12 protein-coding genes are annotated in these 13939 nt (G+C 63.4%); 4 read left to right on the top strand and 8 right to left on the bottom strand.

Annotated elements, in window-relative coordinates; genetic code table 11:
• Positions 1–25 precede the first annotated feature (25 nt).
• The 4 genes from AC3G2C_RS10640 to AC3G2C_RS10625 all read left to right on the top strand — a co-directional run bounded on the left by AC3G2C_RS10640 (position 26) and on the right by AC3G2C_RS10625 (position 3479).
• A complete protein-coding gene (locus AC3G2C_RS10640; RefSeq protein ID WP_488384600.1) occupies positions 26–718 on the top strand; it encodes a YoaK family protein in 693 nt (230 codons plus the stop codon).
• Positions 719–762: 44 nt separating this feature from the next.
• Entirely contained in the window at positions 763–1281 is a 519-nt protein-coding gene (locus tag AC3G2C_RS10635; protein ID WP_488384599.1) for a Dps family protein, read from the top strand.
• A 271-nt stretch (positions 1282–1552) separates the two neighbouring features.
• Entirely contained in the window at positions 1553–1810 is a 258-nt protein-coding gene (locus AC3G2C_RS10630; protein WP_488384598.1) for a hypothetical protein, read from the top strand.
• Positions 1811–2147: 337 nt separating this feature from the next.
• Positions 2148–3479: a ComEA family DNA-binding protein gene (locus tag AC3G2C_RS10625; RefSeq protein ID WP_488384597.1), complete on the top strand. Its 1332-nt coding sequence runs from the start codon at positions 2148–2150 to the stop codon at positions 3477–3479.
• 47 nt (positions 3480–3526) lie between these two features.
• On the opposite strand, the gene ahpF is transcribed toward AC3G2C_RS10625, so the two are convergent.
• From ahpF to AC3G2C_RS10585, 8 genes are all read right to left on the bottom strand, one after another.
• On the bottom strand, positions 3527–5116 hold the full coding sequence (ahpF, locus tag AC3G2C_RS10620; RefSeq protein WP_488384596.1) for an alkyl hydroperoxide reductase subunit F: 1590 nt from the start codon (positions 5114–5116) through the stop codon (positions 3527–3529).
• A gap of 150 nt (positions 5117–5266) precedes the next feature.
• A complete protein-coding gene (ahpC, locus tag AC3G2C_RS10615; protein ID WP_488384595.1) occupies positions 5267–5830 on the bottom strand; it encodes an alkyl hydroperoxide reductase subunit C in 564 nt (187 codons plus the stop codon).
• A gap of 386 nt (positions 5831–6216) precedes the next feature.
• Positions 6217–7728 carry a chemotaxis protein CheW gene (locus AC3G2C_RS10610; protein ID WP_488384594.1) on the bottom strand — a complete coding sequence of 504 codons (1512 nt, stop codon included), beginning with the start codon at positions 7726–7728 and terminating at the stop codon, positions 6217–6219.
• A gap of 13 nt (positions 7729–7741) precedes the next feature.
• A complete protein-coding gene (locus AC3G2C_RS10605) occupies positions 7742–8218 on the bottom strand; it encodes a chemotaxis protein CheD (protein ID WP_488384593.1) in 477 nt (158 codons plus the stop codon).
• Positions 8211–9056, bottom strand: a complete 846-nt coding sequence (locus AC3G2C_RS10600) for a CheR family methyltransferase (protein WP_488384592.1) — start codon at positions 9054–9056, stop codon at positions 8211–8213. The genes AC3G2C_RS10605 and AC3G2C_RS10600 overlap by 8 nt, the downstream gene beginning before the upstream one ends.
• A 2-nt stretch (positions 9057–9058) precedes the next feature.
• Positions 9059–10759, bottom strand: coding sequence for a methyl-accepting chemotaxis protein (locus AC3G2C_RS10595; RefSeq protein WP_488384591.1), 1701 nt, complete (start codon positions 10757–10759; stop codon positions 9059–9061).
• Between the two features lie 437 nt (positions 10760–11196).
• A complete protein-coding gene (locus AC3G2C_RS10590) occupies positions 11197–12657 on the bottom strand; it encodes a GntP family permease (RefSeq protein WP_488384590.1) in 1461 nt (486 codons plus the stop codon).
• Positions 12647–13648 carry a patatin-like phospholipase family protein gene (locus AC3G2C_RS10585; protein WP_488384589.1) on the bottom strand — a complete coding sequence of 334 codons (1002 nt, stop codon included), beginning with the start codon at positions 13646–13648 and terminating at the stop codon, positions 12647–12649. Before AC3G2C_RS10585 ends, AC3G2C_RS10590 begins: the two co-directional genes overlap by 11 nt.
• Positions 13649–13939 lie beyond the last annotated feature (291 nt).

Here is a 13939-nt window from a genome sequence, read left to right as displayed (position 1 = left end):
CGAGGCTGCCAAGGACAACGCACGCATGACCGACAAACCTATTCTGCCTGCCGTACTAAGCCTCAATGCCGGTTACGTCGACACGGCCGGCTTTCTTGCGCTGCATGGCTTGTTCACGGCGCATGTCACGGGGAACTTCGTGACCATTGGCGCCGCCTTGGTGATGGGCACCTCGGGCATCGTCGCCAAGTTGTTGGCGTTGCCGGTGTTCTGCCTGGCGGTGCTGGGCGCGCGCTTGCTTCGCTATCGACTGATGGCGCGAGGGCAGTCGGTGGTGCGCAACCTGCTGCTGATCAAGCTCGTCTTGTTCGTCGTGGCGGCCGTCTTGGCGCTATATCACGGTCCGTTCGGGCAGGGCGATAGCTGGATGGCCACGATTACCGGCATGACCCTGGTGACCGCCATGGCGATACAGAACGCGGTGCATCGCGTGCATCTGGGTAGCTGGCCGCCATCCACCCTGATGACAGGAACGACGACCCAGATCATGTTGGACGTGGCAGACCGCATTCATGGCGTGGACGCCGAACAGCGGGTGGTCGTGAACACCCGTCTGTGGCGCATGAGCATGGCGGTGCTGACCTTTGCCATCGGCTGCGCCCTGGGCGCGCTGCTGTATGCCTTTGCGGGTACATGGTGTTTTGTGGTGCCGCCGTTCTTTGCACTGATCGCATTCTGGCGACATAAAGAGGCGGAGCCTTCCGCGGCACCGGCCTGATGCAGTCATTCACTTTCCCCCCGAGCCATCGAAGGAGTTGCCCGATGAGTGACGCAAGCAAAACCAAAGCCCGCCGTAAGGCGGCCCTTCATACGCCTTCGCCGCTGGGTGCCGAGGCGACGCGGGATATCTCTGCGGAACTCAATGCACTGTTGGCCGACGTTCTTGCGCTTTACCTCAAGACCAAGAACTTCCACTGGCACATGTCCGGCCCGTACTTCCGCGATTACCACCTGCTGCTGGACGAACAATCCGATGAGATCTACGCCACGGTAGACCCCATCGCCGAGCGTGTGCGCAAGCTCGGTGGCACCACCATTCGTTCATTGGGGCATGCGGCGGGCTTGCGCCGCCTGCTGGACAACGATGCGGATTTCGTGACGCCCGACGATATGCTCGCCGAACTGCGCGAGGACAACATGCAGCTTGCCGGCTACATGCGAGCCACCCACGCGTTGTGCGACGAGCATGGCGATGTCGCTACCGCCAGTCTGTTGGAAAACTGGATCGACGAGGCCGAGCGGCGCGTGTGGTTCCTGTTTGAGACCAGCCGGCGCACGTAACCCGTCGCTGTAACACATGGAGCCGGGGCACCCGTCAGCGCGGGTGCCCCGGCTTTTTTTGTGCCAGTCGCTGGCCGGGCTTTCAGGCTCGGTGCACCGGGGTGCCGAGTGAGCGGAGGTGGCGCTGCGAGGGTTGGGCGTTCGCAAACGGTCGGATAACCCGCCATCGATGGGCAGGAAAGACGCTTTAGCGACTGTATTTCCTGCGGATTTTGCTTGACATTTATTGTGACGTCACTTAAATTAAAGCGTACCCGTCGGAGGATGCGCCATGGTCGACCCCCTTGATCCCGGAACTCTCGCTTTGCCGCTGGCTTTTCGGCGTGGTCGCGGCCGACCGCGCAAGGCGGATGCCCTGAGTGCGGCGGAGCGCGCCCGTCGTTATCGCGCACGCAAAAAGGCCATGACGTCGCAGGCAGTGCCAATGACCCTCTACGCACAAGTGGCGCAGGAGCGCGATGCCGCAGTGGCGGAAGTGGATCGCCTCCGCCTGGAGTTGACGCAGTTGCTAGCTCAGCTTCAGGGCTGACGCTCTCGGGTCGGTGGGGTGACGGCATGCGTCGTTTGTCCTACGGACCAATTGCACTGCCGTGCGCCATGTGCAGGGCGTAACCTGATTCGCATGGGTGGGCGACCTGCGTGGGGTGGGTTGCCCGCAACGCTTGCGGGGTTGCATGAAACACCGATTCATCGTGGCCGCATTCTGTGCGGCGTTTTGGTCTGTAAATGTCCCGGCGCAGGTTGCCGGCTATCGCTTTGTAGAGCCCGTGCGGGACGCTTCCGGTCACGCACTGGAACAGACGGATGCGCAAGGGCGCACGTGGCCAGTCGTGCGCCCATTGGTCGACAAGGCATGGGAATCACGCTTGCGCACCGCCTTGTCGCAAGGCGTGCCGGCCTTGTTGCCGGCGCTGGATGCGCAGGCGCGCGCTGCCAGCCGCTATCGCCCTCGCTGCGAAGCGTGGCAAGGCGGCATTACGATCTATCTTTCCGATGAAGATGGCGGATACGCCCGTCAGGGGTTCATCGTGGAAATCGCGTCAGGTGCACGGCAGACCTGTGACGACGCCTTTATCGACCTGACCGTCGATGACGCGTCACTCGCCAGCGGTGAATTCGAGGAAGTGCTGGCCCACGAATATGGGCATGTGCTCTTGCGTCGCCTGCTTGGCCCCATTCCCGCCACGCCATCCCGTCACGCACATGGCGTGTTTTCCGTGACGGATGATGTCACTGCCTTCGACGAGGGTTTCGGCGAGCACTGGCAGCCGGTGGTGGCGCGCTTCACCGCGACGCCGGGGTTTCGTGCGCGCCTGGAGGGCACGACGGCGCCGTCGGCAGCCCAGTTGTGGTTGAGTCGTCGCGATACATGGTGGCGCGAGCACGGTGTGCCCGACAATGCGTTCGTGTTCTCGCCGGCGACGCCTGCCGGCTCGCCGAGCGACGCTCAGCGGTGGCGGACCGAGGACACCTCGCCGCCGAGCGACGCGTGTCACCTTAAGAATGGCAACGCCATGATGGCTTCGGAAGGCGTGGCGGCAAGTTTCTTCTATCGCTTGCTGGGCGGTGGCGAGGATGTATCGGCATTGGGACGGCGTTATGCGCAATTGGTGCCGGTGTTGGCGAGCATGGGGCATTGGCCCGACCGCGCGCCGTTGGTTTCGCTGGTGCAGGCGTGGGGCAGGCAATATCCCGAGGAGCGCGAGGCGGTCACGCGAACCTTTTTGGTGACCACGTACGGCGCGACGGCATTGGTGGGCATGCATGATCAGGCGGAGCAGCTTTCCTGCGCGGGCGCGGGCGGCGACCTGGCGGCGTTCGTGTCAGCGCTCAAGGCTTACCGGCACGCTACCGATGAATTGCTTGCACATGTGCTGGACGGCAGGCAGGCGCTCGATGCGGCGCTGGCTCCGCCGCTGTGGTTGGCCAGCAAGGAGCCGCGTATCAGTGATCGGGTCGGCTCACTGGAAGCCAATCAAGCCTTGGTGATCGATCTGAATACGGCGGACGAGCCCGCGCTTACGTGGTTGCTTGGTGACGGGGCACTCGCCATGCGGTTGCTGGATGCGCGTCGTCGAGGCGGTTTTGCGAGCCTTGCGGATGCCGCCACCCGGGCGTCGCTGTCGGCAGCGGAGCAGTTGCAACTCGAGCGTGCGGCCGCTGCCTATCGCGATCTTTCGCCCTACGTTCGGAAATAAAGAAGCCCCGCAGGCGTTTCGCGCCTGCGGGGCTCAAACACGTTCGATCAGGCAGCAGCGCTTTCCTTCTCGCTCTGTTCCACCGGCAGGCGAATCAGGTAATCGAAGGCGCTTAGCGAGGCCTTGGAGCCTTCGCCCATGGCGATCACGATCTGCTTGTACGGCACCGTGGTGACGTCGCCGGCCGCGAACACGCCGGGAACCGAGGTTTCGCCGCGTGCATCCACTTCGATCTCACCGCGGGGCGACAGCTTGATCGTGCCCTTGAGCCAGTCGCTGTTGGGCAGCAGGCCGATCTGCACGAACACGCCTTCCAGCGGAACCTGGCGGCTCTCGCCGCTCACGCGGTCGGTGTATGCCAGGCCGGTGACCTTTTGGCCGTCACCCTGCACCTCGGTGGTCTGGGCGCTGACGATCACGTCCACGTTGGGCAGGCTGCGCAGTTTGCGCTGAAGCACTTCGTCGGCGCGCAGCTTGCTGTCGAACTCAAGCAGCGTCACGTGACCCACGATGCCGGCCAGGTCGATGGCGGCTTCCACGCCGGAGTTGCCGCCACCGATCACCGCCACGCGCTTGCCCTTGAACAGCGGGCCGTCGCAATGCGGGCAATAGGTGACACCCTTGTTGCGGTACTCCTGCTCGCCCGGCACGTTCATGTTGCGCCAGCGGGCGCCGGTGGAGAGGATCACCGTCTTGGCCTTGAGGGAGGCGCCGCTCGCCAGGCGCACTTCGTGCAGGCCGCCTTCGGTGCTGGCTGGAATGAGCTGCTCGGCGCGCTGCAGGTTCATTACATCCACGTCGTACTCGTGCACGTGCTGTTCCAGCGCGGCAGCCAGCTTGGGGCCTTCCGTGTAGGGCACGGAGATGAAGTTTTCGATGGCCATGGTGTCCAGCACCTGGCCGCCGAAACGCTCGGCCGCCACGCCGGTGCGAATGCCCTTGCGCGCCGCGTAGATGGCCGCGGCGGCGCCCGCCGGGCCGCCACCCACCACCAGTACATCAAATGGCGCCTTGGCCTTGATGCGCTCGGCAGCACGCTCGGCTGCGTTGGTGTCCAGGCGCGCGGCAATCTGCTCGATCGACATGCGGCCGGTGTCGAACAGCTCGCCGTTGAGGTAGACGGTGGGTACCGACATCACCTGGCGCTCGTTCACTTCGTCCTGGAACAGTGCACCGTCGATCGCCACGTGGGTGATGTTGGGGTTGAGCACGCTCATCAGGTTCAGTGCCTGCACGGTGTCCGGGCAGCTATGGCAGGACAGCGACATGAAGGTCTCGAAGCGGAACTCGCCGTCGAGGTTGCGCACCTGGTCGATCACGTCTTGCGTGGCCTTGGAGGGGTGGCCGCCGACTTGCAGCAGGGCCAGCACCAGCGAGGTGAATTCGTGGCCAAGCGGAATGCCGGCGAAACGCACGCCGATGTCGGTGCCGGTGCGGTTGATGGCGAACGAAGGCTTGCGCGCGTCGGTGCCGTCCAGGCGCAGCGATACCTTGTCCGATAGCGAGGCGATGTCCTGCAGCAGCGCCTTGAGCTCCTGCGACTTCTCGCCCTGGTCGAGGGAGGCCACCAGCTCGATCGGGTACACGACCTTCTCAAGGTAGGCCTGCAACTGGGTCTTCAGATCGGCATCCAACATAAGGGGCTCCATCGATGCTTCGGGTTAAGCGCCGCCACCACCCGGGCGAGCCGGGCGTTGCGAGCACCTGAAATTCGGAAAGCGGACCCGGCGGACGCCGGGTCCTGGGCGGCCCGATGCAGCGGGCCGCAAGACAGGTAAAGCGGTGACTTAGATCTTGCCAACCAGGTCGAGCGACGGCTTGAGCGTCTTCTCGCCTTCCTTCCACTTGGCCGGGCACACTTCACCCGGGTGGGAGGCAACGTACTGCGCGGCCTTGACCTTGCGCAGCAGCTCGGAGGCGTCGCGGCCGATGCCGTTGTCGTGGATCTCGCACAGCTTGATCTGGCCTTCCGGGTTGATCAGGAAGGTGCCGCGCAGCGCCAGGCCCTCTTCTTCGATCATCACGTCGAAGTTGCGGGTGATGGTGCCGGTCGGGTCTCCGACCATCGGGTACTGCACCTTCTTGATGGCGTCGGAGGTGTCGTGCCATGCCTTGTGCGAGAAGTGGGTGTCGGTGGAGACCGCATAGACCTCCACGCCCAGCTTCTGGAACTCGGCGTAATGGTCGGCCAGGTCTTCCAGCTCCGTCGGGCAGACGAAGGTGAAGTCGGCGGGGTAGAACACCACCACGGACCACTTGCCCTTCAGCGAGGCATCGGTCACATCGACAAACTGGCCATTCTTGTATGCGGTGGCCTTGAACGGTTTGATTTCGGTATTGATCAACGACATCGTTGTTTTTCCGTAGGTTGTGGTTGGTGGAAGTAGAAGGTTACGGCTTTTGTGACGATTGATCCAATTGATTGTTGAGATAGCCGCCATTGGTGCTGGCTATGGATCTTCCGGTTGGCCTACAAGCGCGCCGGGACCCACTCGAGCCTCACCGTAGGTATGGGTGCGGGTCGCAACCACGACAAGGCCGCCCAGGGGCGCTCTCTAGGTTGATCGAAGTGGCGTAATGACGCAGTGATGCCCGGCCCGCTATCGCCACGTGAGCACGCCGCGCGGACGGATTACGGCGGTCTTTGGCGTCGGAGAGAAAAGCGCCGGGCCTCTCGCGTTCGCCGGTTCGGCGAGCGAGAGCCCGGCGTTGAAGGGGGCGGCGTCGCTGGTCGGGGTCAGGCGGCCTTGTCGGTGACGCGCCCCATCAGTGAGGACAGGTTGAGCAGCATCAGGCTTTGGTGGTCCGGCAACTCCACCACTTCCTTCATGTCGTGCTGGAGCGATGTGCCGGTCTGGTCGAGCAACACGCGGGGCACGGGAATTTTGTCCACGGCATCGACCGTGACGATGTTTTCCACCGAATCCACCACGAGGCCGCATTTTTCGCCGTCGTGTTCGATGATCAGGATGCGCGTGCTGGCCAGGTCCTCGTACGACGGCATGCCATAGAGTGCGCGCAGATCCATGATGGGGATGAGCTTCTTGCGCAGGTTGAGCACACCGCAGACATGGCCGGGCGCGCCGGGCGGGCGAATCAGATCGGCGGGGAACTCGATCACCTCGCGTAGCTGGTGAATCGGTGCGCCGATCAGGTGCTTGAGGCGGAAGGTGACATAGGTTTCGCGTGAACGCCCACGACGCGAGGCGGCATCGGCATCCAGGGTGGCAATGTCCTGGTAAAGCTCGCGATGGCCCTGGGTCAGCTCGTCGATCACGTTGTCGCAGAGCAGGGCGTTGGCATCGAGCAGGATCATGTGCTGCCCACCTTCCACCCGAATGCAACCACGAAACAGACTGGCGTGCTCGCGATCGAAGCTGGGCATGGCGAGTAGCTCTTCGTCCGAGTGGGCGACGATGCTGTCCACGGCGTCCACCAGCAGGCCAAAGTGCATGTCGCTTTGCTTGAGCACGATGATGCGGCGCTCGTCTTCCTCCGCGACCGCGGCACCGCTCGTCGCGGCGTCCTTGGGCGGCAGCGCGAGGAAACGGCCGAAATCGATCACCGGCACCGTGTTGCCGCGCAGGTTGAGAATGCCCAGGCAAAGGTCGCTCGCCAGCACCGACTTCTGCAGCTGCGGCACGCGGATGATTTCGTGAATGGCGCTCATCGGCAGTGCCAGCTTGGCGCCACCCACGCGGAAAGAGACGCACTGGGTTCGGTGGCTCTGCGCCGCTCGCGCCCGCGCGGCCTCTTGTTCCCGTTGCATGGTGTGGTTCAGGCGGGGCAGGTCCTGCAATTGGGCCAGCGCTTCGTGCGAAAGGATCTGCAGGATGCGATGGCCCTGATCCAGCTTCAGCACGCCGCCGATCAGTTCCTTGGATTCGGGCGAGCGACCAAAGTCGATCTTCAACTCGCCAGGTACGCGGAGGATTTCGCCCGTGCTGTCGAACAGCAAGCCGACCTTGGTGTGGCAGGCATCGATGACGGCGATCTTGGCGCCCTCCGGGACATCGGCGTGCCCGAGCTGCAACAACTCGCGCAGGCGAACAATGGGGATCAACGTGCCACGCAGGTTGAACAGGCCCACCAGAAACGACGGCGCCAGCGGAACCGTGGTGATGTCGGCGGGGTAGCTCACCACCTCTTGCAGGGATGCCACCGACAACACCAGTTCGGTATCGGCCAGGTGGAACGATCCGAACAATTCGGTGGCTTCGTGCTTGGCTGCAGGCGAGCTGTGTTCCATGGCGAAGGTCCTGTCAAAGAGAGCGGGCGATGGTCTTGACCAGATAACGGTGCTGAGAGCAATCGATATGCAGTTGACGGCCGGCGAGGCCGCCGACATCCACGTGGATCACGCGAATGCCGGTGGCGGCAACCAGTCGCTGAGCGACTTCGGCATTCTGTTCGCCGATCATTCCGTGGCGCGGCACCTGCCGGTGCTGAACCATGCAGGCACCGCCGGCGATGACGGCCTCGATCTGCGGCACGTCCGGTTCGCGAATGCGCATCAGGGCCATGAGCGAGGGGACGGCATCGGTGACGTACTTGGCGCCAATGCCCTGGCGCGGGCCCGGTGCCTCGGGCAGCAGGCAGTGGGCCAGTCCGTATAGGCCTTTCTCGCGCCACAGAAAGCCGATGCCAACGCACGAGCCCAAGGTGGAGCGCAGCACGTCGCCCGCGCGGCCAACGGCCACCTGGCACATGTGCACCAACACTTCGCGGCCGTCAGGCATGAGCCACCGCCTTGTTGCGATAAATCAGCGGCTGCATGAACTCGAAACCGGTTTTGAGGCGGGTGAGCGATTCCGACTCCCCGATGATCAGCACCCCGCCAGGCGCCATGGCGCGGCGCACTTGGGCGAGCACGGCTTCCTGGCCGGCTTCGTCGAAATAGATCAGCACGTTGCGCAACAGCACCAGGTCCATGCGCACCGGCTCCAGCAATGGCTTGAACAGATTGTGCTGACGAAAGCTCACCGCCGTGCGCAGCGTGGGCACGATCTCGGCGCGCTCGCCCTGTGGGCGAAGGTAGCGCTCGTACATGGCCGGATGCGCGCGGCGCAATCCTTCCAGGTTGCGGCCTTGATAGACGCCGGCACTGGCCTCGCGCAATATCTGGGCGGAAATGTCCGTGCCAAGAATGCGGTAACGGAAAGCGGGGTGCGTGAGTCGGAACTCCTCGAACAACATGGCGCAGGAGTAGCCCTCTTCGCCACTGGACGCAGCAGCCGACCACACCTGGAGCGTGCTGCCGCGATGCTTGTTCCCCCATTCGGGCAGGAAGCTCTGGCGCAGGTAGTCCCAGATGCGCGGCGTGCGGAAGAACGTGGTTTCGTTGGTGGTCACCAGGTCGATGAAGTGACCCACTTCCTCCGCCTGGTTCTCCAGTATGACCAGGTAGTCGCGGTAGTCGGCCAGCGCCAGCGTCTGTAGACGCCGGCGCAGCCGACCATGGAGCAGGGCCCATTTGCGGTCAGTCATCACGATCCCGGTGTACCGGTGCACCCGCTCGAACAAGGCTTGCTGGGTGCTGCGGTCGACCTCGACATCAATGTCCATGGGCACGCTCATGTTTACACCACGAAACGGTCAACGGTGGTCTTGAGTACACCCGCGCCCTGCATCAGCTTGGAGGTGGCCTGGGCGATGGTGTCGCAGGCGGCGGCCGACTTCTCGGTTTCCTCGGCGACTTGCTGGATGGCCGCGGAAACTTCGCGGGCGGCGATGAGTTGTTCGTCGGCGCCGCAGGAGATCTCGGAGATCGCCTGGGTGGTGCGGCTCACCCCGCCGAGGATCTTTTCGAACGCTTCGCCGGCCTGCTTGGAGATTTCGCTGCCGTGCGCCACGCGCTTGACCGATTCATTGATCAGCTTGGAGATTTCCTTGGTCGCCTGCGACGAGCGCTCGGCGAGCTTGCGCACCTCGTCCGCCACTACCGAGAAGCCCAAGCCGTGTTCGCCAGCGCGTGCGGCCTCGATCGCCGCGTTGAAGGCCAGCAGGTTGGTCTGGCTGGCGATCTCGCCGATCACCTTGATGATCTCGCTGATGTCTTCGGACGACTTGTTGATCAGTTCCATCGACTCGATCGACTTGGTGATCGCCTTGGAGCCGCGTTCGGCTTCCTGCTGGGTGTCCTTGGCGAGCTGGTCGGCGCTGCGCGAGTTGTTGGCGATGGAGTTGATGGAGGCGGTGAGCTCCTCGATCGAGGCGTTCATCTCTTCCACCGTGGCTCCCAGCAACTGAGCGCCGCTGGCCACGCTGTTGGCGCGATTGGCGATGTCCTCGGAGGAACCGGAGAAACCGCTGGCGGAATCCACCACCTTGCCGATCACGCCGGCCAGGTCCGCCATCATCTGCTTGATGCCGCGTGCAAGTTGGTCAATGGGATCATCGCCAGTCACCTCGATGTCCGCGGTGAGGTCGCCGCCCGCCGCGCGTTTGACCACGTCGAGCAGGGCGGCCACCTTGTGCTGGTCTTCTTCGGCGCGGCGCTTGACCGACTCTTCCAGCTCCACCTGGGCGGTTACGTCGCTGGCGAATTTCACTACCTTGGATACGCGACCGTTGACGTCGTAGATCGGGTTGTAGGTGGCCTGAATCCAGATGACCTTGCCACCCTTGCCAATGCGCTTGTAGCGGCCGCCGTCGAACTCGCCCCGATTGAGCTTGGCCCAGAAATCCGCGTATTCCTGGCTGGCCGCGTAGCTGTCTTCGCAGAACATGCGGTGGTGCTTGCCTTGGATTTCCTCCAGGCGATAGCCCAAGGTTTGCAGGAAGTTGTCGTTCGCCTTGAGCACGTGTCCGGCCAGGTCGAATTCGATCACGGCCTGCGCCTTGTCCATGGCATCGACCTTGCCCTGGTACTCGGCATTCTGCTGGCGCGAAGCGGTGACGTCGGTGGCAAACTTGATGACCTTGTACGGCTTGCCGTGGTCATCCATCACTGGGTTGTAGGAGGCGTTGATCCATATTTCGCGGCCGTCGCGCCCCAGGCGCTTGTATTCGCCGTGATCGAACTGCCCGCTGGCGAGCTTCTCCCAGAACTTCTTGTAGGCGGTGCTTGCCGCGTACTGGGGCTCGCAGAACATGCGATGGTGCTGGCCCTGGACTTCGTCCAGCGAGTAACCCATGGCCTTCAGGAAGTTTTCGTTGGCGTTGAGAATCTTGCCCTTCAGGTCGAACTCGATCACTGCCTGAACGCGATTGAGCGCCGCGCTCACGGCCTGCAGTTCCTCATGATTGAGGACTGCTTCGGAAATCGCTTCATTGCCCATGTGACTAGCCTCAGTTTCCAGATCGCGCAGAATGGCCGCGCACCATTGATGATGGTTGTCTCTGGAGTGGTAACGGCCTGCCCGGATGCTGCCAGCTGCGTCGTTCCCCGGTCATTCCCCTATCGAGTAGGCGCGGTTCATGGCAGATTCCTTGCGCGTTCCTTACGCAACGACCTGCTTTTTACCGCTGGCTACAACCCCCGTGTCGGAGGCTTCGGCATTCCCGGGTAGAACTTGATAGAGGGCGCCTGGCAAGTGCCTTGGCTGACATTGGAGTGTGATGTTCGTCACGAATTCGCGGTTTTAGCGTACTGTTTGGTACATATAAGGCGGGCATGTGTCAGTTGGCACGCTTCGGCGCGTCGTGCGTGATGGAGCGGTGAAAGCACGCGCGCGCGTGTCGGTTTGCGTGATAGTCGCGTGCAAGATTCCTGGGTTCAGAACGTTCCCAGGAGCATGCCTAGCGCAATGATCGCCAGTAGCGCGATCACGGCGGGCAGGATGCCCGTGGCCACGATGCTGCCGTAGCTGTCGCGATGGCTGCAGCCGCACAGCCCGAGAAGGGTAACGATGGCGCCATTGTGGGGAAGGATATCCAGCGTGCCCGAGCCCACGGCAGCCACACGATGCAACAAGGCAGGGTCGATGCCCGCTAGTTGCGCCGCCTGCATGTACGTGTGACCCATCGCGTCCAGCGCAATGCTGAGGCCACCGGAGGCGGAGCCGGTAAGGCCGGCCAGTACGTTGGTGGCCACGGCCAGGGACACCACGGGGCCGCCAGGCACGGCCAGCATCTGCTCGCGCACCAGATGAAACGCGGGCAGGGCCGCGATGACACTGCCGAAACCTGCAAGGCAAGCCACGCTTAAGGCTGGTAACACCGCGGCGTGCGCGCCGGCATCCACACTGTCACGAACGCGCTGCAAGCGCTTTCGGTGCAGCGCCAACAACAACAGGATAGCTGCCGCAAGGGCCACGATGACCGACCACACTCCGGCGACGGATGCCACGGACGTGCTTCCCCATTGGGGCAAAGCGAGATAGGACAACGCCAGGCGGGGAAGCACGAGCAAAGACATGGTCAGGTTCACGGCGGTGACCGTGGCGAGCGGCAGAAAGGCTGCGAATGCCGTGGGTGCTGAGTGGCTGGCTGGTGCCGTGTCTGCTTCGGCCAGATCGAATTCATCCGCCAGCGCTGCCTGCGGCCGCAGTGGCGGTATGTCCACCGTGCCGGGGATGACATGGCTATCGAAGCCTTCACCTTTCCGACGCAAGCGTCGATGTTCAAGTGATAGCCACAGCATGCCCAAGGCGAGCATGATCGCCGCCGCGACGCATCCCAGGCCTGGCGCAGCGAAGGGCGTCGTGCCGAAGAAGGGCATGGGTATGGCGTTCTGGATCGCAGGTGTGCCCGGTAGCGCCGTCATGGTAAAGGTGCTGGTGCCCAGTACGATGGCGGCGGGCATCAGGCGGCGGGGTATGTCGGCTGCGCGAAACACCTCGCGCGCCATCGGCACCAGCACGAAGAAAGCCACGAACAGGCTCACGCCCCCATAAGTGACCAGCGCGCCGGCCAGCACCACGGCCAGCATCGCGCGCTCCTTGCCGAGCCATCGGATCATGCTTTGGGCGATGACGCGCACCGATCCGCTGTCATTCATCAATTTGCCGAAGATGGCGCCAAGCAGGAACAAGGGGAAAAAACGCGCGAGAAAATCGGCGGTGCCGACCATGAAAAGCTGGGTCCAACTCGCCAATAGAGGGAAGCCGGCAAACGCTGCAGCGACCAGTGCGCAAAGCGGGGCCAGCACCAGCACGCTCCAGCCGCGAAAGGCCAGCGCGATCAGCAGCGTCAGCGCCACCAGCAGGCCAAGCAAGCCCAGGGCGTCAGATGTCATAGGAAAAGGCGTCGATGTCGAGCGTGGGGTGGTGACCCAATTGTTCCCCGTGCTGCGCAAGGAACTGCTCGGCCGCTGTGCGTCCTGCATCGCGCAGCATGATCAGGAATGGCCACTCGGCATTGAGCTTGGAGGAGTCGCTCAGATCCAGCGCCATGTCGCGAGCGATGCGATGCATGCGCATATTTGCCCAGCGCGCGCCTTCGCCGCTGCCTGGGTCGCCAGCTTGGCGTAACAGGGCGAGCATGCGCAGCTCCTTGAGCAACACGGCATTGAAAGACACCTCGTTCACTCGGTTGAGGATGTCGCGCGCCGATCGCGGCAGGTCGGCACGTGCCACCGGGTTCACCTGGATCAGGATGGTGTCCTGGGAGGCGCATTCACGCACCAGCGGCGTAATGGTCGGGTTGCCGGAGTAGCCGCCATCCCAGTACGACTCGCCGTCGATCACCACGGCATGAAACAACGTGGGCAGGCACGCTGATGCCAGCAAGACATCCGGTGTAATGTCCGCGTTGCGAAAGACACGCCCTTGACCGGTGCGCACATTGGTGGCCGTCACGAACAGTTTGATCGGCCCCTGTCGCAGGTGTTCGAACTCGATGCTCGATGCCAGGATCTCGCGCAGTGGATTGACCCCGCTTGGGTTGAGGTCGTAGGGGGAGAAGGTGCGCGACGCCATGTCCAGCCACTGGAAGAGTGGCGAGTGATCCAGGGTCCAGCGTCCCAGCAACATATCCAGGGGCGTGCGGCGGAAAGGGCTGAGTAGCGCCGTGTCCGAAACTTTGCGCCAGAACCGCTCCAGGGCGTGCCGCGCGCCATCGGCGCCGTCTTTCGCGTAGCCATGCACGAGCACGGCGGCGTTCATGGCGCCGGCTGAGGTGCCGGAGATTCCCTCAATGCGCAGCCAGGGTTCTTCGAGCAAGCGATCGAGCGCCCCCCAGGTGAAGGCGCCATGTGCACCGCCGCCCTGCAGTGCGAGGTCGATCATCAGTGGATCTCGGCGCATCAGGTACGTGCCCGGACGTGCGGGCTGCATCGGCCAGGCGGTCGATACGCGAGCTGCGCGGCTGGGTTCGTCATGGCACCTCCTTGATCGGCGGAGTCACTGTGCCCGCCCGAAGGTCAAGGCAATGTGTTGCGTTGCAGCACGTGAAATGAGAAGGCACTGGACGCGCCCGATGACGGTTAACGCATACCGGCAGCAAGCGCGCGCACGGATATCGCGCACGCGGAGATTGATGCCGATCAGTACGAGGTGGCGCCGTGCGGGTTGAGATCG

Source organism: Frateuria sp. sgz306004 (genome assembly GCF_057750885.1).
Note: the sequence above shows the minus strand (reverse complement) of the source record. Positions and strands in the feature narration are given on the sequence as shown.

What these genes read in the sequence shown, in the direction of transcription:
- AC3G2C_RS10640 (WP_488384600.1), top strand. Translation starts at nt 26, where the DNA reads ATGACCGACAAACCTATTCTGCCTGCCGTACTAAGCCTCAATGCCGGT.
- AC3G2C_RS10635 (WP_488384599.1), top strand. Translation starts at nt 763, where the DNA reads ATGAGTGACGCAAGCAAAACCAAAGCCCGCCGTAAGGCGGCCCTTCAT.
- AC3G2C_RS10630 (WP_488384598.1), top strand. Translation starts at nt 1,553, where the DNA reads ATGGTCGACCCCCTTGATCCCGGAACTCTCGCTTTGCCGCTGGCTTTT.
- ahpF (WP_488384596.1), bottom strand. Translation starts at nt 5,116, where the DNA reads ATGTTGGATGCCGATCTGAAGACCCAGTTGCAGGCCTACCTTGAGAAG.
- ahpC (WP_488384595.1), bottom strand. Translation starts at nt 5,830, where the DNA reads ATGTCGTTGATCAATACCGAAATCAAACCGTTCAAGGCCACCGCATAC.
- AC3G2C_RS10610 (WP_488384594.1), bottom strand. Translation starts at nt 7,728, where the DNA reads ATGGAACACAGCTCGCCTGCAGCCAAGCACGAAGCCACCGAATTGTTC.
- AC3G2C_RS10605 (WP_488384593.1), bottom strand. Translation starts at nt 8,218, where the DNA reads ATGCCTGACGGCCGCGAAGTGTTGGTGCACATGTGCCAGGTGGCCGTT.
- AC3G2C_RS10600 (WP_488384592.1), bottom strand. Translation starts at nt 9,056, where the DNA reads ATGAGCGTGCCCATGGACATTGATGTCGAGGTCGACCGCAGCACCCAG.
- AC3G2C_RS10595 (WP_488384591.1), bottom strand. Translation starts at nt 10,759, where the DNA reads ATGGGCAATGAAGCGATTTCCGAAGCAGTCCTCAATCATGAGGAACTG.
- AC3G2C_RS10590 (WP_488384590.1), bottom strand. Translation starts at nt 12,657, where the DNA reads ATGACATCTGACGCCCTGGGCTTGCTTGGCCTGCTGGTGGCGCTGACG.
- AC3G2C_RS10585 (WP_488384589.1), bottom strand. Translation starts at nt 13,648, where the DNA reads ATGATCGACCTCGCACTGCAGGGCGGCGGTGCACATGGCGCCTTCACC.